Genomic DNA, 20870 nt, shown 5'->3' with positions numbered 1-20870 from the left:
GGGGAAGGTGGATAGCGTCAGGCGTTCACCCACGCGAGGGTGAACCCATCCCAGCCTTTGCTGCCCACGGTTTGCAGGGCCGTGACCGTCAGTCGCGGGTCGCTGCCCATCATGTCGATAAACGCTCTGACGCCCTGCACCCGATCATCCGCGCTATCCGGATTCGTCACTTCGCCATCGCGCACCACGTTATCGCCCACAATCACTGTCCCCGGACGGGAATAGCGTAACGCCCAGCGCAGATAGCTGGGGTTATTGGGCTTATCCGCATCGATAAAAATGAGATCGAACGGCGGGCGTTCTCCCAGCGTTTCGAGGCTGGCCAGCGCCGGGCCTTCCAGCACCGCAACGCGATCGTCCACGCCCGCCAGGCGCAGGTTCTCGCGGGCGACGGCGGCATGATGCGCGTCGGCCTCTAGGGTAAGTAATTCGCCATCGGCGGGCAATTCTCGGGCCATCCAGATGGTGCTGTAGCCGCCGAGCGTGCCAATCTCGAGAATGCGTCTGGCGCCCGTCATGCGCACCAGCAGGGCCAGGAACTGCCCCTGATTGGCGGCAACGTCGATCGCCGGAAGCCCGGCGCGCTGGTTATTCTCCAGGACCAGGCTGAGGAGCGGATCGTTGGGAATTAACGTTTCTACGAGATAATTATCTACTGCCGACCACTGTTGTTGCATGTCAGATTTCCCGTATTACATCCCTGATGAATCAGACCAGCCGCCTCCCAGCGACCGGTACAAATCAACTTGCGCCAGCAGCAGATTGTTTTTCACCTGTACCACGCTGAGCTGGGTGGAAAACAGCGTGCGCTGGGCGTCCAGTACGTCCAGATAGGAGGAGTAGCCGTTGCGATAGCGGTTTTGCGCGATGCGCAGCGTCTCCTGGGCCACCTTCTCCTGCGCCTGCAGCTCCGCCAGCTGCTCGCCGTAGCGGCCGATGGCATCGAGACTGTCATTCACCTCTTTAAACGCGCCGCGTACCGTTTTCTCATAGCTAAACAGCGCCTGATTGCGCTGTGCCATCGAAACGTCCACCTGGGCATTCAGCGCCTGGCGGTTGAGCAGCGGCGCCAGAATGCTGCCGCCGAGGCTCCATAAGCGTAGCGGATTATCCAGCAGGTCGGGCAGGGTGCGATCCTGCAGGCTGCCGGTGGCGGTAAGGTTAATGGACGGCAGCAACTGCGCCTGCGATGACGCCAGGGTGGCGTCGGCGGCCACCAGCTGACGCTGGGCCTGAACGATATCCGGTCGGCGGTTGAGCAGGGTTGACGGCAGCTGGGAAGGTAGCGATAGCGGCGACAGCTGCGCGAACGCGTTGCGCTTAACGGCGTCCGGATTGGCGCCGAGCAGAAGGCTGAGCGCATTTTCCTGCTGGGCGATTTGGTGGCGCAGCGGCGGGATTTGCGCGCGCGTGGAGCGCAGTTCAGAGTCCGCCTGCATCAGCTCCAGGCGCGAGGTATAGCCTGTCTCAAACTGGCGCTTCGCCAGGTTGAAGGCATCTTCGCGCGATTTTAACGTTTGCTGCGTTACCCGCAGCTGTTCATCCAGCGAGAGCAGGGTGATATAGCCGGCCGCCACCGAAGAGGCGACGGTCAGATTCGCCGCCGCGGCAGCCGCCTTTTGCGCCTCCAGGCTGGCTTGCGCCGCGCTGGCGGCGCTGCGGTTAGCGCCCCAGAGATCAACATCGTAGCTGGCGGTTAGCGCGCCTTTATACACCGTACTGTGGACAGGCAGGCCGGTAGCGGCCGACTGTGACCGCGCGCGGGTGCCGGTCAATCCGGCGTCAAGGGAGGGAAACAGGCTGCTATCGGCGGCGTAAGCCCGCGCCTGGTACTCGTTGACCCGTTCGCGGGCTATCAGCACGTCGCTGTTGTAGCGCAGCGCCTGGTCAACGTAGAGATTGAGCGTACTGTCGTGGAAGTTGCGCCACCACACGCCCTCAACCGGGCTGGAGGGGCCGATATCCGCCCGCCAGGCGGCGGGGATCTGCAGCCCGGGCGCGGCCCGTTGAACGTCGGCGGACTGGCAGCCGGCCAGCGCAAGCATAACGGCGAGAGCGAGCGGACGGATCATTGCTGCTCCTCCGCGCGGGTATCGATGGTGACCTGCACCGACATGCCCGGCCGCAGGCGCTGGCCGTTTTTCTGCCCCTCATCAACGGCGATGCGTACCGGAATGCGCTGGGCGATTTTGACAAAGTTACCGGTGGCGTTATCCGGCGAAATAGCGCTGAACTCCACGCCGGTCGCCGGGGAGATGCTCTGCACCGTACCGGTGAATTTCTCGCTGTTCAGCGCATCCACGGTAAAGGTCACCGGCTGTCCGACGCGCACCTGGGCCAGCTGGGTCTCTTTCAGGTTAGCGATCAGCCAGTGCTGCGGCGGCACCAGCGAGGTCAAATGCGTCCCGGCGGTCACGTATGCGCCAAGGCGAACGGAGATTTGCCCAAGCTGACCGTCCGTCGGCGCGATAATACGGGTGTTTTGCAGGTCTATCTGCGCCAGCTCCAGCGCGGCTTTCGCACTGGCGACGTCGGCGAGCAGCGAGTCACGATTAACGATGGTTGATTGCAAATCCTGGCGCGACATCTCCAGCGTTGCTTTGGCCTGCTCGATATCCGCGGTGCCCTGCGCCGCGCTGGCGCGGGCGGAATCGCGTTCGCGAATCGATAGCGAGCCGTCGGCGGTCAGCTCCTGAACGCGTTTTAAATCCGCCTGGGTTTTCAGATTCTGCGCGCGGGCGTTTTGCAGCGCTGCTTCGTTACGCGTGATGACCGCTTCGGCGCTTTTACGCTGCTGCTGATTGTTCTTCAGCGCCGCCTCTTTCATCGCCAGCTGAGCTTCCGCCTGATGGACGCGCTGCTTATAGATGCGGTCGTCGATTTGAAACAGCACGTCGCCGGCTTTTACCTGATTAAAATCCTGGACCTTAACCTCGGTGATATAACCGTTGACCTGTGGGCTGATAAACGTGGTTTGCCCGCGAACGTAGGCGTTATCGGTAAACTGGCTTTCTCGGGTAAACGGCGGCAGCTGCCAGGCGTAGAGAATAACCAGTACGCCAACGATGCCAATGGCGGCGGCGGTAAAAATAGAGACGATGCGAATATTATTTCGGGTATTGGCCTGCTGTTTGGCCGCATCCTGCTGACTCATAATAACTCCAGAGTGAAAATTTTTATTTGCTTCCCGTCGCGCGCTTCAGCGCGATACGAGCGGTAATACGTAATCTTATTAAGCGCCAGAAAACCCATACCAGCGTGGCGGCTGAAATCGCCGCTGTCAGCAGATAGGTATCATTGTAAGCGAGAATATTGGCCTGCAGGGTGGCGGCGTTTTGCAGCAGCGCGGCGGCCTGAACGTTGAGCAACGTGCTGTCGCCAATCTGGCTTTGATACATCTGGCTGTACTGCTGCAAACGCTCGGTAATCAGCGGATTGAGGGTGGTGAGCTGGTCGGCGAGCTGGCTGGAGTGAAACTTCTCCCGCCAGGTCTGAAAAGTGCCGAGAATAGCGGAACCCAGCAGGCCGCCGATATTCTGGCTCATGCCGAACAGCACCGAGAAACTCACCAGGTTGCGCTGGTCGGCAATGACGCCGCCAATCCCCGCCAGCATCGCCGGGGCGAGGAAAAAGGCGCTGCCGAAGCCCAGCAGAAACTGGCTGAACATCAGCTGCTCCGGCCGCGTGAGGATCGTCGACTGGCTGTCGAGCAGCGAGGCAACCATAATCAACGCCAGCGCCGTGGCGGTGGGCCAGTAGAGGCGCTGCGGGTTGAGCGTCAGGCAGCTGGCGACGATGCCGCAGACGATCCCGGCGAAAATCGACCATGCCAGGTTGGTCATCTGTTCATTCTGCAGACCGACGTACTGCAGCCAGCCGATAATGCCGGTATTCTGCTCCGCCAGCACGATGCGGATCAGCATCATAATCAGCCCGAGACGCAGAATACTCCCGCTGGAGAGCCATTTGATATTGAGCAGCGGGTTGCTGCGGTTATGCTCAAAGGCAATCGCGGAGACAATCAGCACCACCGCGCCCGCCAGCGCCCAGCCGATCCACGGCGCTTCAAACCACCAGTCCAGCCGTCCCAGCGACAGCACCGCGGTGACCAGCGCCATTCCCGGCGCCAGCAGGAAGAAGGTGATGAAGTCTTTCTTCTCAAATACCTTTTTACGATCGCTTGGCGGCAGCTTAAGGGCAATCACGCAGGCCAGCGACACCAGCGCCAGCCCCAGCTCAAAGAAGTACAGCCCGCGCCATTCGTCGATCTGCAGCAGCTCGGTTGAGAACAGGCGCGCCAGCGGGATCGCCAGGGATGAACCGGTGATGCCGATGGTCAGCGCTTTGAGCCGATGGCGGGCGGGCCAGGCCTGCACCTGATAATAAATCCCCAGCGAGCTTAGCGCTGCGGCCACCATGCCGTGGGCGGCGCGGACCATCAGCGCTGAACTGAGGTCGTTGACGAACAGGTGGAAAAAGGTCACCAGCACGTAGAGAACGAGAAAACCCTCGGTAAAAGCGCGCAGACCGAACTGCTGGCGAAACTTCACCAGCAGCAGGTTAATGGACACGTTGGTCATTACGTAGACTGCCGGGAGCCAGGCAATCTCCGTCGACCAGGCGGCAAAGGTACCCTGCAACAGCTGAAGATTGGCGGTCACCACCGCGTTGCCGAGCGCGCCCGTCAGGCAGACCAGCAGCCCGACGATCCCGTAGGCAATACGTTTTGGCGTACTGTGGATGGGGGTCGACGGCGAGCCGAGGATCGCCGGTTTTTCGTGCGGGGCCCAGTCGTGAGGAACATAGGGATTAGCGTGACGACGCGGCATTATTTTTTCTCAACCTCGCGCAGCAGCTTCTCCAGTACCCGCTGCGTCTGCCGCTGCTCTTCCGGGGTAATGGCGGTAAGGATCTCCTCCCGCAAATCATCGGCCACCATTTTCACCTGCTGATACACCTCAAGGCCTTTGGCGGTAGCGAGCAGCAGTCGTTTACGCTTGTCGCGTTCGGTTTTCACCCGCTCGACCAGACCGAGATCGACCAGCCGGTTGAGCAGCGGTACGAGGGTTGCGCTTTCGACGCCCAGCTCCTGGGCCAGCTCGCTTTGCGATAGCGGCTTTTCGTTGCGCGCGATGGCGGAAACGGCGACCCAGCTGGCCTGGCTCATGCCAAGGTCCTTGAGCCGACGGTTGACCGCCAGGCGCCAGTGGTGGGCGGTCAGATATAAAAGATGGGAAAAGTTAAGCTGTCGGTTATCCATAGGTCAGTCTGCAATATCGTTAGAGCTCTAATGATTTTTGCCTGACCAGAACGAGAATTCAAGCCTGATTGATAAAAACAGGTTAACGGTATGTGCGTTTATTGTGGAAGAAGCTTTGGGAGGGGGAAGGAGAGTTCTGGTCTCAGCCCGGTATTAACCGGGCTGAGAAGGGAGGATTATCCCGGATAAATACCGCGATCTTTACGCGCCATCAGAATTCGCTCACAGGCCACGATATAGGCGGCGGTACGTAAAGAGCACGCTTTTTCCACCGCTTTTTCGTAAACGTGAACGATCGCATCGGTCATGATGCGGTCCATTTTGGCGTTGATCTCTTCTTCGCTCCAGAAGAAGCTGGCCATATCCTGCACCCATTCGAAGTAGCTCACGGTGACGCCGCCGGCATTACAAATAACGTCCGGCACCACCACGATGCCGCGCTCGGCCAGCACGTCGTCCGCTTCCGGATAGGTCGGGCCGTTAGCGCCTTCAAGCACCAGTTTGCAGCTGAGGATTTCCGCGCGCTCGCGCGTAATCTGACCTTCCAGCGCCGCCGGGATCAGAATATCCATCGGCGTCGTCCAGAACGCTTCTTTGTCAATTTCGCGGGCGCCCGGGAAGCCGGCAATTTGCTTGTTCTCGGCCTGCCAGGCGGTCAGCGCGGCCATATCAATGCCGCCTTCGTTATACAGCGTGGCGGTATGGTCCTGAATGACCACAATGCGCGCGCCGACGCCTGCGAACAGGCGGGCCGCTTCGCTGCCCACGTTACCAAAACCCTGCAGCGCGACCTTCGCGCCTTCGATTTCGATACCGCTGCGGCGGGCCACTTCGCGACCGGTGACGAAGACGCCGCGGCCGGTGGCTTTTTCACGGCCCAGCGAACCGCCGAGATGAATAGGCTTGCCGGTGACCACGCCGGTGATGGTGGTGCCGTGGTTCATGGAGTAAGTATCCATCATCCAGGCCATCACTTTACCGTTAGTACCGACGTCCGGCGCCGGAATATCTTTTTGCGGCCCGATGATAATGCCGATCTCGCTGGTGTAGCGACGGGTCAGACGTTCCAGTTCACCTTCTGATAAAGAGAACGGGTCGACGCGGATACCGCCTTTGGCGCCGCCGTAGGGAATATTGACTGCCGCACACTTGATGGTCATCCAGGCCGAAAGCGCCATCACTTCATTCAAATCGACATCCGGATGGTAACGTACGCCGCCTTTACCCGGTCCACGCGAGAGGTTGTGCTGGACGCGGTAGCCTTCGAAATGGCGGATAGTACCGTCGTCCATTTGCACCGGGATATCAACGATCAGCGCGCGTTTCGGATGGCGCAGGGTTTCAATCCAGAATGCAAGATCGCCGAGGTAGGGCGCGACGCGATCGATTTGACGCAGGTAGGTGGTCCATGGAGATGTACTACTTTCAGAAGCGTAAGATAACTTTTCCATAAGAGTCCTGTTTCGCAGTGATAATTATTTTGTTAACCGTGGAAAGGTACAGCTATAAACTCTGTAACGAGAATGTTATCACCAATTTAATGGGACGGTATTTGGCAAAAATGCAGAATATGCTGTCGTTGCGGCTGGGGTTCGACTTTTTATGAATAAAAAAACGGAAAACAAGGTCATCACTGGATGAATATGCATCTTTGTGCATTAAAGCCGTAATTGTGACCTTTTCTCCCTATTTATTAGAATCTTGACCCTCTTCAAAAAGTGAATAAAACGCTATGTATATGTGTTGACTTTGTTGCTTAACAGGCGTGGGCGCTCTGTTCGCACTTTATTAGCCTAAAGTACGCTGTACCGTCTAAGATGGTGACCGGAAATGTCAGGCTAAGAATGCTAAAAGGAGAGACCATGTCAGAGCAATTTCCATCGCTGCCGGAGGCGGTACTGGCCGCGGCGAACCAGCTGGGGGCCTGGCTGGCGCAGGATGATTTACCGCAGGATCCGCAAATAGAGCTGGTGGTGCTGGCAGGCAATGCGGTGATCCCGACCATTGATTTCGCCTGCCGGCTGGCGGCGCATCAGGCCGTTCCGCTGCTGATCAGCGGCGGTATCGGCCACTCCACCTCGTTTTTATACCAGTCGGTGTTGAATGACCCACGCTACCGCACCATTCCGGTAGACGATCGCGCCGAGGCCCATATTCTGGCCGACATTGCCCATCAGTTCTGGGCGATTCCGCGCCAACGAATCGTGGTGGAAGACCGCTCCACCAACTGCGGCGAGAACGCGCGCTTTACCCGGCAGATGCTGGAGCACAACGGCATTGCGCACCGTACGGGCGTGGTGGTTCAGGATCCGACCATGCAGCGGCGAACGATGGCGACATTTGCCCGCGTCTGGCAAGACGACCCGCGGGCGCCGACATGGTACAGCGCGCCGGGGTGCGTGCCGGTATTACGTAACGGGCGTGACGGCGTCACGTTTGGCGGGGAAGAGGCGGGTTTGTGGCCGGTGGGTCGCTATCTGGCGCTGATCCTCGGTGAACTGCCGCGGCTGGCGGATAACCCGCAGGGCTACGGCCCCCTGGGTAAGGGATTTATCGCTCATGTGGATATTCCGCCGGACATCGCTCAGGCGTGGCAGACGCTGCGCGACGACCGCCTGCTCGCCGATGCGCTAAGCGCGCGTCAGCTGGCTTAGGGAATGGTGCGGCATGTCATGACAGCCAGCCCGCGTTTCCCCTTCGAACGCAGGACCTATTAGCCGGTAACTCTCATCTTGCCCGTTTGCGTCAGCGATATCGCAAACGGGCATCATTTGTTATTGAATTGTGATTTTTTACGCACTGTGTAGCTCTGTTTTTATGAAATATCTCACAAAAACAAGCGCTCATGCTGTCCCTTTGCCTGATGGGCGATAATTTTTAACATCTAGTTCACCTGTTAAAAACAATAATCCTGAGGAGCAGACCATGACAGCACCCGTTCAACACCCTATGTATATTGACGGCCAGTTTGAACCCGGCCGCGGTGATGCATGGATTGATGTGATCAATCCGGCGACGGAAGCGCTGCTTTCGCGTATTCCCGACGGCAGCGCGGAAGATGCCCGGCGCGCGATTCTGGCCGCTGAGCGCGCGCAGCCGGGCTGGGAAGCTCTGCCGGCGATTGAGCGAGCGGGGTGGCTGCGCAAAATCGCTGCCGGTATCCGCGCACGGGCCGAGGAGATCGCCGCGCTGATCGTCGCCGAGGGCGGAAAAATACAGCAGCTGGCCGCGGTGGAGGTCTCCTTTACCGCCGATTATCTGGATTATATGGCCGAATGGGCGCGCCGTTATGAAGGTGAAATTGTACAGAGCGACCGACCGGGGGAAAATATTCTGGTATTCAAGCGCGCGCTGGGCGTGACCACCGGCATTCTGCCGTGGAATTTTCCGTTCTTCCTGATTGCCCGCAAGCTGGCGCCCGCGCTCATTACCGGTAATACCATCGTGATTAAACCGAGTGAATTTACGCCGAATAACGCCATCGCTTTTGCGCAAATCGTCCATGATATCGGTCTGCCGAAAGGGGTCTTTAACCTGGTGCTGGGTCGCGGCGAAACCGTGGGCCAGGAGCTGGCGAGCAATCCGAAAGTGGCGATGGTCAGCATGACCGGCAGCGTTGCTGCGGGCGAGAAGATTATGGCCGCGGCGGCGAAAAACATCACCAAAGTGTGTCTGGAGCTGGGCGGTAAAGCGCCCGCTATTGTGATGGACGATGCGGATCTTGAGCTGGCGGTTAAGGCAGTGGTGGATTCTCGCGTAATTAATAGCGGGCAGGTGTGTAACTGCGTTGAGCGCGTATATGTGCAAAAGGGCATTTACGATCGCTTCGTTAACCGTCTGGGCGAAGCGCTGAAGGCGGTGCAGTTTGGCGATCCGGCGTCACGCGACGATATCGCAATGGGACCGTTGATTAACGCCGCCGCGCTGGAGCGCGTGGAGCAGAAGGTGGCGAAAGCGGTGGCCCAGGGCGCGCGCGTCGTCCTGGGTGGGAAAGCGGTGACGGGTAAGGGCTATTTCTATCCGCCGACGCTGCTGCTGGACGTGCGCCAGGAGATGGATATCGTGCATGAAGAGACGTTCGGCCCGGTGCTGCCGGTGGTGGCGTTTGATACCCTTGAAGAGGCGCTGGCGATGGCCAACGACAGCGATTACGGGCTGACGTCGTCAATCTATACCCGCGATTTGAACATCGCGATGAAGGCGATCAAAGGGTTGAAGTTTGGTGAAACCTATATTAACCGCGAGAATTTCGAAGCGATGCAGGGTTTCCATGCCGGATGGCGTAAATCGGGCATCGGCGGCGCCGACGGGCGTCATGGCCTGAATGAGTATCTGCAAACCCAGGTGGTCTATCTGCAGGCCTGAGTCAGCAGAGAACCGGTGGGCTTCCCGGAGGCGATGCTGCGCATCTGTCCGGGCTACCCAAACGCAGGCCGCACGTAACTGTAGCCCGGGCAAAGCGCGTTGCGCCGCCCCCGGGATTTATTTGGCGAACTTATCCAGCACGCGGATAAGCTGGGTAACGAAGCCATACTCGTTATCGTACCAGGAGACGGTTTTCACCAGCTGGAGATCGCCGACCTCGGCAATCTCCAGCTGCGTGGCGTCATAAATGGAACCGAAATGGCTGCCAATCACGTCCGACGAGACGATCTCCTCTTCGGTGTAACCGAATGATTCGTTGTTCGTCGCCGCGTTTTTCATCGCCTGATTGACTTCTTCGGCGGAGACCTTTTTCTCCAGCACCGACACCAGCTCAGTCACCGACCCGGTTTTTGTCGGCACGCGCTGGGCGTGGCCCTTCAGCTTGCCGCTAAGCGCTGGAATAACCAGCCCAATGGCTTTCGCCGCCCCGGTTGTATGCGGAATGATATTTTCCGCCGCCGCGCGGGAAGCGCGTAGATCTTTGCCACGGGGGCCGTCAACCAGCGATTGCGTACCGGTATAGGCGTGAATCGTGGTCATGGTCCCCACCTTAATACCAAAGGCGTCATTCAGCACTTTCGCCATCGGTGCCAGGCAGTTGGTGGTGCAGGAGGCCACGGAAATAATCGTATCGTTTGCCTCCAGCGTGTCGTCGTTAACGTTATAGACAATGGTTTTCATATCGCCAGCGGGCGCGGAGATAAGCACTTTTTTAGCGCCGGCGGTCAGATGAGCTTGCGCTTTTTCCGCGGAGGTATAAAAACCCGTACACTCGACAATCAGCTCGGCACCGACCGCTTTCCACGGAATATGCTGAGCCTCTTTTTCGGCATAAACGGTAATTTTTTTGCCGTCAACGATAAGCGCATCTTCAGTAAAATCGACGCTCCACGGGAAAGGTCCGTAGTTAGAATCATGCTTAAGCAGGTAGGCCAGTACCTTAGGAGAGGTGAGGTCGTTGATGGCGACGACCTCTAAAGGACTATTAACCTCCAGTAATCGGCGCAGTACTAAACGTCCAATACGCCCAAATCCATTAATCCCGAGTTTACTCATGAAGAATCTCCAGGTCAGTTGAACTGTCAGGTGAAAACTTCTCCAGGCTTAGTTCAGCTGGCGGAATAGGGCAACCAACGATTTTTCCGGCGCCGTTAAATGCTGATAAAAACGCGTACGGAAAAGTGAATAAATTCGGCGGGTTGTGGGCGGGGCGTTAAGGGGTAATAATTTTTTGTTTCAGCTTTATACGCCGCGGGCATATTGGCAAGGGATTGAAAAGGTGGGCCCAGGAAGGGCCCGCCGGGTGGCCGATTATTCGGCGTTCCCGCCCCGTTCAGCAAAAGCGGCAAGCGCGGCGCCGTCAAGGCGATAGCGAACCCACTCACTTTGCGCAACGGCGCCAATGCTCAGATAAAAATCAATGGCCGGCTGGTTCCAGTCGAGCACGCTCCACTCCAGGCGACCGCACTCTCTTTTTACCGCCAGCTGAGCGATGGTTCGCAATAGCGCTTTTCCAGCGCCGCGGCCGCGAAATTCGGGAGTGACGTACAGATCTTCCATATAGATGCCGTTTCGACCGAGCCAGGTGGAATAGCTGGTGAAGAATACAGCGTACCCGGCAACCTTATTGTCAATCTCGCAGATTAGCGCTTCCGTTTTGCTGTCGCTGGCGAAAAGCGATACCTGGATTTCATCTACCGTGGTGACTACCTGCTCCGGCGCTTTTTCATAAACCGCAAGCTCGTAAATCATGTCATAAATTGCTTTTGCGTCCGCCGGGCGGGCCTGACGAATGGTCATATTCATTGGAGTACCTGTTGTGCCATCGTGAGTTTGATACCGCCAAGCATAAACGTTAAGGTTAGAAGAATTAAGTGCAATGAAATCACCCAATGATGAATATTATGCATCCTGCGCTTCGCCGTCTTGATTTGAATCTGCTGCCGGTATTTGAGGCGGTCTACCGCTATCGTTCGGTCCGCCTGGCGGCGGAAGAACTGTCGATGAGTACATCAGCGTTAAGCCACGCGCTATCCAGACTGCGCGCCGCGCTCAACGACCCGCTTTTCTATCGCGAAGGTCATCGTATGTGCCCCAGCGTATACGCCACCCAGCTCGCGCCTTCCATCGCTTCGGCGCTCAAGTTTTTAAATCAGGAGCTTACTCCGCAGCCGAAGTTTGTTGCCTCAGCCAGTACCGACTGCTTACAGATAGCGATCACGGACTTCACCGCGCAGTGCGTTTTCCCGACGCTGATGCCCAGGCTACAGCAACAGGCGCCAGGCCTGCGTTTCGAACTGCGCTATCTGCCGCACAGCCCGGCGCTGACGGAACTGCTGGCCGGTGAGGTGGATTTAGCGCTGGGATTTAGCGCGCTGCATGAAGCAGAGCATCCGGAGCTGGATGAGATTTGCTGGCTGAAAGATGATTATGTTGCGATAAGCAGCGCCAGGCGATCCCGGCTCACGCTGACGGACTACCTGGCAGCACAGCATCTGGTAGTCACCCCGTGGAATGAAAGCCAGGGCGTTCTCGACGTGCAGCTTGCGAAAATGGGCTTCTCGCGGCATATCACCATCAAAACCCCCTCTATGCTGAGCGCGCCAGCTATTATTGCGCAAAGTGAACTGCTTATGGCGATACCGCGCTCTGCCGCGGCAAAAATGACTGACGCGGCGACGCTGCAGGTCTTTGAATTACCGTTTGAGGTTCCGCCGTTTGAAGTGAAAATCTATTCCCACAAGCGGAGCGGGCAGCGCGGCGCGAGCCAGTGGCTGAAAGAGAGGCTGAGGGAGTGGGCCGCGACGGAACGAACCTGATGTCTCGTTTGACGAGTCAGCGAAATATGCTTAACTCATGAGACAACAAATGTGAATCGTCTGTTAACAGCCTGATGAGCGCTTCAGTGGTAAGCGCAGCGTCATCTATCCTGATAACGTAAGAGAGAAAAATTGAAATTAGCCGGACTCCATCCCGATGAACTGCGTCGCCTGCAATCGCTGCGGGCATCCGGATTACTTAATAGCGGAAAAGAAGAGCGTTTCGATCGCCTGACCCGGCTTGCGCGTACGCTTTACGATCTGCCGGTGGCGTCGGTTAGCCTCGTGGGAGAAAATACCCTGCATGTTAAATCCTGCGCCGGACTTGAAGTCGATACCCTGCCTAGGGATATCACGTTCTGCGCGCATACTATCCTGCAGACCGACCCTTTAATCGTTAATGACCTGCAGCAGGATCTGCGCTTTCACGATAACCCGCTGGTCACGGAAGCGCCTTTTATCCGCTTTTATGCCGGATACCCGGTACAGCTGCCTGACGGCGCAACGGTCGGCGCGTTCTGCCTGATGGACCACAAGCCGCGCGCCTTTTCCGTGCATGAGATACAAATATTAAGCGACCTGGCCGCCATCGTGGAAGATGAATTCAAGGTGCTCGACGCGGCGACCGCCGATGAGCTGACGGGGCTGTTCAACCGCCGGGGTTTTATGTCGTTAGCGGAGTACGCGCTGCTGACGGCCAGGCGGCGCAATGAACCGGCGAGCCTCGTATTTATCGATCTCGATCGCTTTAAGCTGATTAACGATACCTGGGGTCATGAACAGGGGGATAAAGCCCTGAAGGCGATGGCTGATTTGATGAAAGCCACCTTCCGGGAGTCGGATATCATTGCCAGGCAGGGCGGAGATGAGTTTATTATCCTGCTTGCTAATACTGCCCAGCAGGCGGCGGGCATCGCGATGGCGCAGCTAAGCAATAACGTTGCTGAGTATAATCAACAGGCGGGCAATCCGTGGCAGCTGGCGTTTTCCTGGGGCTGCGTTGAATACGACCCTGCAACGCATCATAGCCTCAATGAGATCGTTGCGGTGGCGGACCGGCGCATGTATCAGGCGAAGACCAGCCATGGCGCCAAGCGCCGGTAGGGAACCGCCCGGCGTCGCCAGCCGATATTCGGCGTTTGGCTGATGCCGCGGCGGCTTGCGCTTCCTTAGTGGAGACCAAGGCGGATCAGTTCAACGGGCTCGAACTTACCTTCCGTCCCTTCCACTTCGACTGTCTTATTACGGCGCAGCTGGGCTGGCGTTAAGCCCGTCGCGTGGATAGCGATAATTTTACCGGTTTTACCCGTCCCGTTAATCATCACCTGGCTGCCGTTAGTAATAGGATTGCGGTTACGATCGTAAGTGATCATGCTGATTTCTCCTTTTAATCATCGGGTGGTAACAATCGCTTCTCGCGCCGGGCTGCCCCCGGCGCGGACGTAATACCAATACGCCTCTCAGCCCGTCATTTTGTTGTTTTTGATCAACTTCACACTTTTTAACGTCCCTGAACAAGCTAACGAGCCGGAGACAGGCTTTGCCTGACCCGGAATCCGTACTGCTTTTGAAGACGATTTCGCGGGTATCAACCCCGTGGAGGCCCGGGTTGCAGTCGCTGATGCGGCTGCTAAACTTTTTTCGGGCATAACGGAGCGGAACGATGAAGAACAAAGAAGAGCAAACGGGGCTGATTGGTCTTGCCATTGGCGCGGCGGTTATTGGCCTGGTTTCTGGCCAGAAGCCAATTAACCGGGAAAGCATTGTTGAAGAACTGGTGAGGCTGGGCAGACAGAAAGGGGATGGCATCGAGGACGAGATTTTTATGCAGGCGGCAACGCTGGTGCGCAAGGGGATATGATCCCGCCGGTAGAAGAAGCCCGGGTAGGCGAAAACCCGGGATTAAACGGGGAGGAAGGTCATCATTAGATACGCTATCACAATGCATATCAGCGCCATGTACCAGACAAAACTCATTCTGTTACCCGCCCTGTAGCGCCATGCCGGTCACCGCGTTAACCACGGTTGCGGCCATCAAAACGCCGCCGACGATAGCGCAGGCACGGTTTTTCCGGGTCGCCCCCAACGTCAACATCACCACCGCTGCGGCAAAGAGGGGGATGGCTATTATGCTGAAAGTGTTCATCGTTTCCTCAACACTCGTCCGTTAATCTTCCTGCATCCACATATCGGCTTCTTCGAACATCTCCTGCACGGCGCGGCTGATCTGCTCCTTCTCGTGCTTGCTGGCGTCAGTATTGATGGAAGCCAGGGTCATCATCGGCTTAACGCGGACGTCGGCATCGGGAAAAATGCGATGTACTCGCTTCGTTAGTTCATTAAGAATGATCTCTTTAGCGCCGGCCAATCCCTCGAAATTTCTTTTGTCATAAATCAGCTCTACGAACATTTTTTATCCCGTTTATGGTAATAGCTGGGAGTATTGTACTGTGATTATATACAGCGTCAAGGCCGAGGTATAGGTTCCCCGTATTCCTGCGCCGGGGATAACTCGCCGTTTTTGCATTAAATGCGCGAAACCGACAATTGTTTTTTTATAAGTACGTAAAAGTTAATGAATTTTTAATAAAAGGTGTTTATGTTGGCGATATCACCGTTTTATAAAGGGTTTCTCATGCGCGATAAATATTCTGGCCTGCAAATTGGCATCCACTGGCTGGTGTTTCTTTTAGTGATAGGCGCTTACGCGGCGATGGAGCTGCGGGGCTTTTTTCCCCGCAGCGCGCGGCCCGTCATCAATATGATTCACGTCTCCTGCGGAATTTCTATTTTTGTTCTGATGGTGGTGCGCCTGTTGGTGCGTCTCAAATCCCCGGCGCCGCCGATTGTGCCTAAGCCGTCGCCGATGATGACCGGCTTCGCGCATCTGGGGCATCTGGTTATCTATCTGCTGTTTATCGCGCTGCCGGCCATCGGCATAGCCATGATGTACTACCGCGGTAACCCGTGGTTCGCGTTTGGCCTGACCATGCCGCACGCGGCGGAAAGCAACTTTGAGCTGGTGGATACCCTGAAAGCGTGGCACGAGCTGCTGGCCAATGCCGGCTACTTTATCATTGGCCTGCACGCGCTGGCGGCGCTGTTGCACCACTACTTCTGGAAAGATAACACGCTGCTGAGGATGATGCCGCGCAGGCGTTAAACCTCGATAAACCCGCTTCGGCGGGTTTTTTTGTCGCTCTTTATTTTAATTGTGATAAAAATGTTATCAACAATAAAAAAAGGGGAAGGGTATGAAAGTCAGACTTGCCATCGCAGAAGAGGCTCCGGCCCTTTGGGAAGTTCGTAATCAGGCGATTCGCCACGGCTGCCGTGAAAGCTATGCTGCGGAAGTCCTCCAGGCCTGGACTCCCGACAACATGCCTGAAGGTTATCGCCATGCGGTGCGCGATAATCCATTTTTTGTTGTTGATGATGGGCAGGGCAAGCCAGTCGCCAGCGGCTATCTGGATATCAAAGCGGGTAGCGTTGAAGCCATATTTACTTTGCCGACCTGGGAGGGTAAAGGCTGCGCCAGCATGATTATGGCGGCGATTATCGGGGAGGCGAAACAACGCAAGTTCAGGCACATTACCCTCGATGCAACGCCAAACGCGGCCGGTTTTTATCTGCGCCTGGGATTCACTTCAACCGGCGAAAAGCGCTGGCATTCGAACATGGCGAACGCCGACTTACACTGTGAATCGATGATCCTTAGCCTCGACTGAGCGCAAATTCTCGCCGCTATGCTACGGTTAAAGCGGCGAAGCCATTTGCCTCATGGCAATAATAAATATAGTATACCCCCCTATATGATATGGAGGGCGACACCATGCCACATTCACCTGAAGATAAAAAGCGTGCCCTCAGCCGGGTAAGGCGCATCCGTGGCCAGGTTGAAGCGCTCGAGCGGGCGCTGGAATCCGGCGAACCCTGTATGACCATTCTGCAACAGATTGCCTCTATTCGCGGCGCCGCTAACGGCCTGATGGGGGAGATGGTTGAGATTCATCTGCAGGACGAACTGGTTAGCGGCGAAACGACGCCAGACCAGCGCGCCGCCAGAATGGCGGAAGTCGGGCATCTGCTACGATCCTATTTAAAATAAAATCACCACGAGGAAGAGAGATATGAAATCACGTGCAGCCGTCGCGTTTGGCCCAGGCCAGCCGCTTTCAATCGTTGAGATTGACGTCGCGCCGCCGAAAAAGGGCGAAGTGCTGGTGAAGATCACCCATACCGGCGTATGCCATACCGATGCTTTCACCCTCTCCGGCGACGATCCGGAAGGCGTCTTCCCGGCGGTGCTGGGTCATGAAGGCGGCGGTATTGTCGTCGAGGTTGGCGAAGGCGTAACCAGCCTGCAGCCGGGCGACCACGTTATTCCTCTGTATACCGCCGAATGCCGCGAGTGTAAGTTCTGTAAATCCGGCAAAACTAACCTCTGTCAGGCGGTGCGTGCTACCCAGGGGAAAGGCCTGATGCCGGACGGCACCACCCGTTTCTCCTATAACGGTGAACCGATTTATCACTATATGGGGACCAGCACCTTCAGCGAATACACCGTAGTGGCCGAAATTTCGCTGGCAAAAGTGAACCCGCAGGCGCCGCTGGATAAAGTCTGCCTGCTGGGCTGCGGCGTCACGACCGGCATCGGGGCGGTGCACAATACGGCGAAAGTAAAAGAGGGCGATACCGTCGCCGTCTTCGGCCTCGGCGGGATCGGCCTGGCGGTGATCCAGGGCGCGGTACAGGCGAAAGCCGGGCGCATTCTGGCGGTGGATACCAACCCGGAAAAATTCACTCTCGCGAAAGAGATGGGCGCGACCGACTTTATCAACCCGAATGATTACGATAAGCCGGTTCAGGAGGTGATTGTTGAACTCACCGACGGCGGCGTCGACTTTAGCTTCGAGTGTATTGGTAACGTCAACGTGATGCGCGCGGCGCTGGAGTGCTGCCACAAAGGCTGGGGCGAAAGCGTCATCATCGGGGTTGCCGGCGCGGGCCAGGAGATTAAAACCCGCCCATTCCAGCTGGTCACCGGGCGCGTCTGGCGCGGCTCCGCGTTCGGCGGCGTGAAAGGGCGTACCCAGCTGCCGGGAATGGTTGAAGAGGCGATGGCGGGGAAAATTCGCCTCGATCCGTTTATTACCCACCGTATGCCGCTGGATCAAATCAACGAAGCGTTTGATCTGATGCATGAAGGTAAATCCATTCGTACCGTCATTCATTTCGGCGAGAATTAATTTTCCTGGTGAAAAATAACCCGGGCATGCCCGGGTTATCGTTTAAGAGGGATTACTCCCGCCGCAGATTTTCATAACCATTCTGCCATCGCCGCTGTTCCCGCCGCTCCCGTTCACGTTGAATATCCGATTTCTCATCTTCCCAGACCGCGCAGTGCGGGCCGCTGAACACCTCGCACGGCTGTGGGTTAGCGGTGAGCGCAGACGCCGCTTTCTCTTCCCAAATCGTCGGATCGCGTAGGTTCACTTCAGGGGCTTTTAACGCCTGAGCCGAGGCGGCGGCTAACATAAAGGTGCCTGCGAGCAGGCGGCAGGGTGAACTTTTCATCCATTATCCTTGTTCAGTTATTATTGATAACCATTCGCAATAATAACATGACTGAATGAAAATGGCTTACTGAGGGGGAGAAGATGATTTTGCTTTCGCGCCAGCGGCCACCGGACGGCTCCCGGGACAGGTGCTTTGCCCGCAAAAAGGGCCCCGTTTGGGGCCCTGGTGGTTACTTCTGCTGCGCAAGCGCGTAGGCGATAATATAATCGCCGCGGTCCGGCGACTGGCGAGCGCCGCCCGCGTTGATGATGATGTACTGTTTGCCGGTTTTCGGCGATACGTAGGTCATCGGGCCGGACTGGCTACCGACCGGCAGACGCGATTTCCAGATCTCTTTCCCGTTGGCGGTATCAAACGCGCGCAGGTAGAAGTCCTGGGTGCCCGCGAAGAACAGCAGGCCGGACTGGGTTGATAACGAGGCGCCCAGCGTCGGCATACCGATAGGGATTGGCATATGCATGCGGATCCCCAGCGGGCCGGTGTCCTCAACGGTGCCCACCGGAACCTGCCACACCAGTTTGCCGGTTTTCAAATCGACCGCTGACATAGTGCCGAACGGTGGTTTCTGGCACGGAATGCCCAGCGGAGACAGGAAGCGTTCGCGCATGGCGCCGAACGGCGTGCCCTCCATCGGCACAATCCCCATTTCGATACCGCTGGCGTCCTTCGCCACTTTGGCGCGCGGCACCATATAGTTGGCGAGGCCAAGGCGCATATCATTGACGAACATCAGGCTGTTATTCGGGTCAACCGACACGCTGCCCCAGTTCATCCCGCCCAGCGAGCCGGGATACTGCAGCGAACGATCCTCGCCCGGCGGGGTGAAGACGCCCTGGTGACGCATCTCTTTAAACTGGATGCGGCACAGCAGCAGGTCGACAGGCGTCGCGCCCCACATATCCGACTCGGTCAGCGTCTCGTTGCCGATCATTGGCATGCCGACGGAGTAGGGCTGGGTCGGCGAGTAGCGCTCGCCCTTGACGTTGCCCGCCGGGACAGGACGTTCCTCAACTTTGGCGACCGGTTCTCCGGTGGCGCGGTTCAGCATAAAGATCATGCCCTGCTTGCTGGTTTGCACCAGCACCGGCGTGGTGCCGCCTTTACCGTCAGGCAGATCGTACAGCAGCGGCTGGGAAGGCAGGTCGAAATCCCAGAGATCGTGATGGGTGGTCTGATAATGCCAGCGTACCTGGCCGGTCGTGGCGTCAACGGCCACGATGGAGGAACTGTATTTATCGTCCAGCGCGGTACGTTCGCCGCCAAAGAAGTCCGGCGTCGCGTTACCGGTCGGCAGATAAATCAGATTCAGCTTCGCGTCATAGGACATGGCCGACCAGACGTTCGGCGTACCGCGGGTGTAGGTCTGTCCTGCCGGCGGTTCGCCGGTCAGGTTCGGGTTGCCCGGATCCCATGCCCACGCCAGTTTGCCGGTATGAACATCATAGGCGCGAACGACGCCCGGGGGCTCGCCGGTGGAGAAGTTATCCGCCACGCGACCGCCAACCACGACTACGTTACCCGCCACCAGCGGCGTGGAGGTCTGCTGGTAGTAACCCGCTTTGATTTCCCCCATGCCAACGCTCAGGTCCACAATACCGTGGTCGCCGAAGGCGTCGCACAGTTTACCGTTATCGGCATCAATAGCGATCAGACGGGCGTCGGTGGTTGGCAGGAACAGGCGGCGGGAGCAGGCGGCCGGCTGCGCGTCGGCGGCAGGGGAAACCTGGGCCTGGCTCTCTTCGTAATAGCCTAAGCCGCGGCAGCGCTGCCAGTTTGGCGCGGTGGCTTTTGAATCATAGCGCCATTTCTCTTTACCGCTATCGACATCCAGCGCCAGCACCTTGCTGTAAGGCGTACAGACGTAAAGCGTATCGCCAATCTGCAGCGGCGTATTCTGGTCTTCCGCGCCGGAGCCGTTGCTCTGCGGGATATCCCCGGTGTGGGCGACCCAGGCAACCTGCAGCTGGTCAACGTTCTGTTTGTTAATCTGGTCGAGGGCGGCGAAACGGTCGCCGTGGGTGGTGTTGCCCCAGTGCGCCCAGTTTTTCTGCTGCTCGCCCGCGGCGACCGGTTTAACCGGCACCGCCTCGCTGGCGCTGACCAGCGGCTGGGATTTAAACATCCAGCCGAAACTACCCAACAGTACCACCGCCAGCACCGCTGCCAGGCCAAACGCTGGCCCTTTATTCGCCGGCTGCCGGGACAGAAACGGCCAGACCAGCGCGGCAAGGAAGGCCAGTACGCCGAGCGCGAACAGGCGCGAGAACAGCGGCCAGTAGGTCCAGCCGGCATCGCTAATGGCCCAGACGATCGAGGCGATAAACGCTATCGCGTACAGTATGATACCGCCGCGACGGCTGCGGAAAATGAGCACCGCGGCGATAACCATCACCAGGCCCATAATCGCAAAATAGAAGGTCCCGCCAACGGAGGCGAGCTTTGCACCAAGAATACCGATAGCCAGGCCGATGATCAGCATCAGCCCGGCGAGAAGCCACTGCAGGACCCGGGGGAATCCTCGCGGCGCGTTGCCAGTTGCCATTTTTTCTCCTTAACCACCCCTGAACAGGTGTGAACCAGATGAATCAATTTCTCAAGTGAAGGCTTTTGAATGAAGCGATGTTGACCTTCATAAAAGCAGGTTTTTTACTGTTATTGATTTCAAGTGAACCATTTGGTGAAATCGCGGCTATGATAGATCTGTTAAAGAAATTTACGCAATTGTTAATGAATGATTTCGCACTAATTGATTATTGTGGTGAATATGGTGGATGCGAAAAGGAAAT

The 20870-nt window shown here is 57.3% G+C and carries 22 protein-coding genes; 9 read left to right on the top strand and 13 right to left on the bottom strand.

Annotated elements, in window-relative coordinates:
• Window positions 1-17: 17 nt before the first annotated feature.
• From HMPREF1144_RS12955 to HMPREF1144_RS12930, 6 genes are all read right to left on the bottom strand, one after another.
• The gene (locus tag HMPREF1144_RS12955) at window positions 18-677 is read right to left on the bottom strand and encodes an O-methyltransferase (RefSeq protein WP_009653020.1); all 660 of its coding nucleotides are present in this window, start codon (window positions 675-677) and stop codon (window positions 18-20) included.
• Window positions 678-692: 15 nt separating this feature from the next.
• Window positions 693-2072 carry an efflux transporter outer membrane subunit gene (locus HMPREF1144_RS12950; RefSeq protein ID WP_009653068.1) on the bottom strand — a complete coding sequence of 460 codons (1380 nt, stop codon included), beginning with the start codon at window positions 2070-2072 and terminating at the stop codon, window positions 693-695.
• Window positions 2069-3154, bottom strand: coding sequence for an HlyD family secretion protein (locus tag HMPREF1144_RS12945; RefSeq protein WP_004850526.1), 1086 nt, complete (start codon window positions 3152-3154; stop codon window positions 2069-2071). Before HMPREF1144_RS12945 ends, HMPREF1144_RS12950 begins: the two co-directional genes overlap by 4 nt.
• A 22-nt stretch (window positions 3155-3176) precedes the next feature.
• Window positions 3177-4829: an MFS transporter gene (locus tag HMPREF1144_RS12940; RefSeq protein WP_009653054.1), complete on the bottom strand. Its 1653-nt coding sequence runs from the start codon at window positions 4827-4829 to the stop codon at window positions 3177-3179.
• Window positions 4829-5260 carry a MarR family winged helix-turn-helix transcriptional regulator gene (locus tag HMPREF1144_RS12935; RefSeq protein WP_009653001.1) on the bottom strand — a complete coding sequence of 144 codons (432 nt, stop codon included), beginning with the start codon at window positions 5258-5260 and terminating at the stop codon, window positions 4829-4831. Before HMPREF1144_RS12935 ends, HMPREF1144_RS12940 begins: the two co-directional genes overlap by 1 nt.
• A gap of 176 nt (window positions 5261-5436) precedes the next feature.
• The gene (locus tag HMPREF1144_RS12930; RefSeq protein ID WP_009653028.1) at window positions 5437-6711 is read right to left on the bottom strand and encodes a Glu/Leu/Phe/Val family dehydrogenase; all 1275 of its coding nucleotides are present in this window, start codon (window positions 6709-6711) and stop codon (window positions 5437-5439) included.
• A gap of 411 nt (window positions 6712-7122) precedes the next feature.
• Here HMPREF1144_RS12930 and HMPREF1144_RS12925 point away from each other — a divergent pair, with 411 nt between their 5' ends.
• Window positions 7123-7914, top strand: coding sequence for a YdcF family protein (locus tag HMPREF1144_RS12925; RefSeq protein WP_009653015.1), 792 nt, complete (start codon window positions 7123-7125; stop codon window positions 7912-7914).
• 271 nt (window positions 7915-8185) lie between these two features.
• Entirely contained in the window at window positions 8186-9625 is a 1440-nt protein-coding gene (aldA, locus tag HMPREF1144_RS12920; protein ID WP_004850531.1) for an aldehyde dehydrogenase, read from the top strand.
• Window positions 9626-9742: 117 nt separating this feature from the next.
• Here aldA and gap read toward each other — a convergent pair whose 3' ends face one another.
• Window positions 9743-10741 carry a type I glyceraldehyde-3-phosphate dehydrogenase gene (gap, locus tag HMPREF1144_RS12915; RefSeq protein ID WP_004850532.1) on the bottom strand — a complete coding sequence of 333 codons (999 nt, stop codon included), beginning with the start codon at window positions 10739-10741 and terminating at the stop codon, window positions 9743-9745.
• A gap of 255 nt (window positions 10742-10996) precedes the next feature.
• On the bottom strand, window positions 10997-11491 hold the full coding sequence (locus tag HMPREF1144_RS12910) for a GNAT family N-acetyltransferase (RefSeq protein WP_009653012.1): 495 nt from the start codon (window positions 11489-11491) through the stop codon (window positions 10997-10999).
• Window positions 11492-11580: 89 nt separating this feature from the next.
• On the opposite strand from HMPREF1144_RS12910, the gene HMPREF1144_RS12905 reads away from it, so the two are divergent.
• Both HMPREF1144_RS12905 and HMPREF1144_RS12900 read left to right on the top strand, forming a co-directional pair.
• Entirely contained in the window at window positions 11581-12504 is a 924-nt protein-coding gene (locus HMPREF1144_RS12905; protein ID WP_179192482.1) for a LysR family transcriptional regulator, read from the top strand.
• 132 nt (window positions 12505-12636) lie between these two features.
• Window positions 12637-13608: a sensor domain-containing diguanylate cyclase gene (locus tag HMPREF1144_RS12900; protein ID WP_009653029.1), complete on the top strand. Its 972-nt coding sequence runs from the start codon at window positions 12637-12639 to the stop codon at window positions 13606-13608.
• Window positions 13609-13673: 65 nt separating this feature from the next.
• Here HMPREF1144_RS12900 and ydfZ read toward each other — a convergent pair whose 3' ends face one another.
• Window positions 13674-13877, bottom strand: a complete 204-nt coding sequence (gene ydfZ, locus HMPREF1144_RS12895; RefSeq protein ID WP_004850536.1) for a putative selenium delivery protein YdfZ — start codon at window positions 13875-13877, stop codon at window positions 13674-13676.
• Between the two features lie 290 nt (window positions 13878-14167).
• Between ydfZ and HMPREF1144_RS12890 the strand changes: the two genes are divergently transcribed.
• Entirely contained in the window at window positions 14168-14365 is a 198-nt protein-coding gene (locus tag HMPREF1144_RS12890) for a hypothetical protein (protein ID WP_004850537.1), read from the top strand.
• Window positions 14366-14485: 120 nt separating this feature from the next.
• Here the strand turns inward: HMPREF1144_RS12890 and HMPREF1144_RS33285 are convergent, their stop codons facing one another.
• Together HMPREF1144_RS33285 and HMPREF1144_RS12885 are read right to left on the bottom strand one after the other, a co-directional pair.
• A complete protein-coding gene (locus tag HMPREF1144_RS33285; RefSeq protein ID WP_004850538.1) occupies window positions 14486-14650 on the bottom strand; it encodes a hypothetical protein in 165 nt (54 codons plus the stop codon).
• 21 nt (window positions 14651-14671) lie between these two features.
• Window positions 14672-14914, bottom strand: a complete 243-nt coding sequence (locus tag HMPREF1144_RS12885) for a DinI family protein (protein WP_004101739.1) — start codon at window positions 14912-14914, stop codon at window positions 14672-14674.
• A 225-nt stretch (window positions 14915-15139) separates the two neighbouring features.
• Here HMPREF1144_RS12885 and cybB point away from each other — a divergent pair, with 225 nt between their 5' ends.
• The 4 genes from cybB to HMPREF1144_RS12865 all read left to right on the top strand — a co-directional run bounded on the left by cybB (window position 15140) and on the right by HMPREF1144_RS12865 (window position 17753).
• Window positions 15140-15667 (top strand): cytochrome b561, encoded by a 528-nt coding sequence (gene cybB, locus HMPREF1144_RS12880; RefSeq protein WP_032721403.1) that lies wholly within the window; start codon window positions 15140-15142, stop codon window positions 15665-15667.
• Window positions 15668-15758: 91 nt separating this feature from the next.
• Window positions 15759-16232, top strand: coding sequence for a GNAT family N-acetyltransferase (locus HMPREF1144_RS12875; RefSeq protein ID WP_004850540.1), 474 nt, complete (start codon window positions 15759-15761; stop codon window positions 16230-16232).
• 104 nt (window positions 16233-16336) lie between these two features.
• Window positions 16337-16612, top strand: a complete 276-nt coding sequence (locus HMPREF1144_RS12870) for a metal/formaldehyde-sensitive transcriptional repressor (protein WP_004101746.1) — start codon at window positions 16337-16339, stop codon at window positions 16610-16612.
• Window positions 16613-16634: 22 nt separating this feature from the next.
• Window positions 16635-17753, top strand: coding sequence for an S-(hydroxymethyl)glutathione dehydrogenase/class III alcohol dehydrogenase (locus HMPREF1144_RS12865; protein WP_004850542.1), 1119 nt, complete (start codon window positions 16635-16637; stop codon window positions 17751-17753).
• Window positions 17754-17805: 52 nt separating this feature from the next.
• Here HMPREF1144_RS12865 and HMPREF1144_RS12860 read toward each other — a convergent pair whose 3' ends face one another.
• Entirely contained in the window at window positions 17806-18081 is a 276-nt protein-coding gene (locus HMPREF1144_RS12860) for a hypothetical protein (protein WP_009653055.1), read from the bottom strand.
• A 172-nt stretch (window positions 18082-18253) separates the two neighbouring features.
• Window positions 18254-20626, bottom strand: a complete 2373-nt coding sequence (locus HMPREF1144_RS12855; protein WP_004850546.1) for a membrane-bound PQQ-dependent dehydrogenase, glucose/quinate/shikimate family — start codon at window positions 20624-20626, stop codon at window positions 18254-18256.
• Window positions 20627-20870 lie beyond the last annotated feature (244 nt).

This window comes from Klebsiella sp. OBRC7 (assembly GCF_000293135.1).
Classification (GTDB): domain Bacteria; phylum Pseudomonadota; class Gammaproteobacteria; order Enterobacterales; family Enterobacteriaceae; genus Klebsiella; species Klebsiella michiganensis.
Note: the sequence above shows the minus strand (reverse complement) of the source record. Positions and strands in the feature narration are given on the sequence as shown.

Coding starts and splice junctions, on each gene's coding strand:
- HMPREF1144_RS12955 (WP_009653020.1), bottom strand. CDS start 677: ATGCAACAACAGTGGTCGGCAGTAGATAATTATCTCGTAGAAACGTTA.
- HMPREF1144_RS12950 (WP_009653068.1), bottom strand. CDS start 2,072: ATGATCCGTCCGCTCGCTCTCGCCGTTATGCTTGCGCTGGCCGGCTGC.
- HMPREF1144_RS12945 (WP_004850526.1), bottom strand. CDS start 3,154: ATGAGTCAGCAGGATGCGGCCAAACAGCAGGCCAATACCCGAAATAAT.
- HMPREF1144_RS12940 (WP_009653054.1), bottom strand. CDS start 4,829: ATGCCGCGTCGTCACGCTAATCCCTATGTTCCTCACGACTGGGCCCCG.
- HMPREF1144_RS12935 (WP_009653001.1), bottom strand. CDS start 5,260: ATGGATAACCGACAGCTTAACTTTTCCCATCTTTTATATCTGACCGCC.
- HMPREF1144_RS12930 (WP_009653028.1), bottom strand. CDS start 6,711: ATGGAAAAGTTATCTTACGCTTCTGAAAGTAGTACATCTCCATGGACC.
- HMPREF1144_RS12925 (WP_009653015.1), top strand. CDS start 7,123: ATGTCAGAGCAATTTCCATCGCTGCCGGAGGCGGTACTGGCCGCGGCG.
- aldA (WP_004850531.1), top strand. CDS start 8,186: ATGACAGCACCCGTTCAACACCCTATGTATATTGACGGCCAGTTTGAA.
- gap (WP_004850532.1), bottom strand. CDS start 10,741: ATGAGTAAACTCGGGATTAATGGATTTGGGCGTATTGGACGTTTAGTA.
- HMPREF1144_RS12910 (WP_009653012.1), bottom strand. CDS start 11,491: ATGAATATGACCATTCGTCAGGCCCGCCCGGCGGACGCAAAAGCAATT.
- HMPREF1144_RS12905 (WP_179192482.1), top strand. CDS start 11,581: ATGAATATTATGCATCCTGCGCTTCGCCGTCTTGATTTGAATCTGCTG.
- ydfZ (WP_004850536.1), bottom strand. CDS start 13,877: ATGATCACTTACGATCGTAACCGCAATCCTATTACTAACGGCAGCCAG.
- HMPREF1144_RS12890 (WP_004850537.1), top strand. CDS start 14,168: ATGAAGAACAAAGAAGAGCAAACGGGGCTGATTGGTCTTGCCATTGGC.
- HMPREF1144_RS33285 (WP_004850538.1), bottom strand. CDS start 14,650: ATGAACACTTTCAGCATAATAGCCATCCCCCTCTTTGCCGCAGCGGTG.
- HMPREF1144_RS12885 (WP_004101739.1), bottom strand. CDS start 14,914: ATGTTCGTAGAGCTGATTTATGACAAAAGAAATTTCGAGGGATTGGCC.
- cybB (WP_032721403.1), top strand. CDS start 15,140: ATGCGCGATAAATATTCTGGCCTGCAAATTGGCATCCACTGGCTGGTG.
- HMPREF1144_RS12875 (WP_004850540.1), top strand. CDS start 15,759: ATGAAAGTCAGACTTGCCATCGCAGAAGAGGCTCCGGCCCTTTGGGAA.
- HMPREF1144_RS12870 (WP_004101746.1), top strand. CDS start 16,337: ATGCCACATTCACCTGAAGATAAAAAGCGTGCCCTCAGCCGGGTAAGG.
- HMPREF1144_RS12865 (WP_004850542.1), top strand. CDS start 16,635: ATGAAATCACGTGCAGCCGTCGCGTTTGGCCCAGGCCAGCCGCTTTCA.
- HMPREF1144_RS12860 (WP_009653055.1), bottom strand. CDS start 18,081: ATGAAAAGTTCACCCTGCCGCCTGCTCGCAGGCACCTTTATGTTAGCC.
- HMPREF1144_RS12855 (WP_004850546.1), bottom strand. CDS start 20,626: ATGGCAACTGGCAACGCGCCGCGAGGATTCCCCCGGGTCCTGCAGTGG.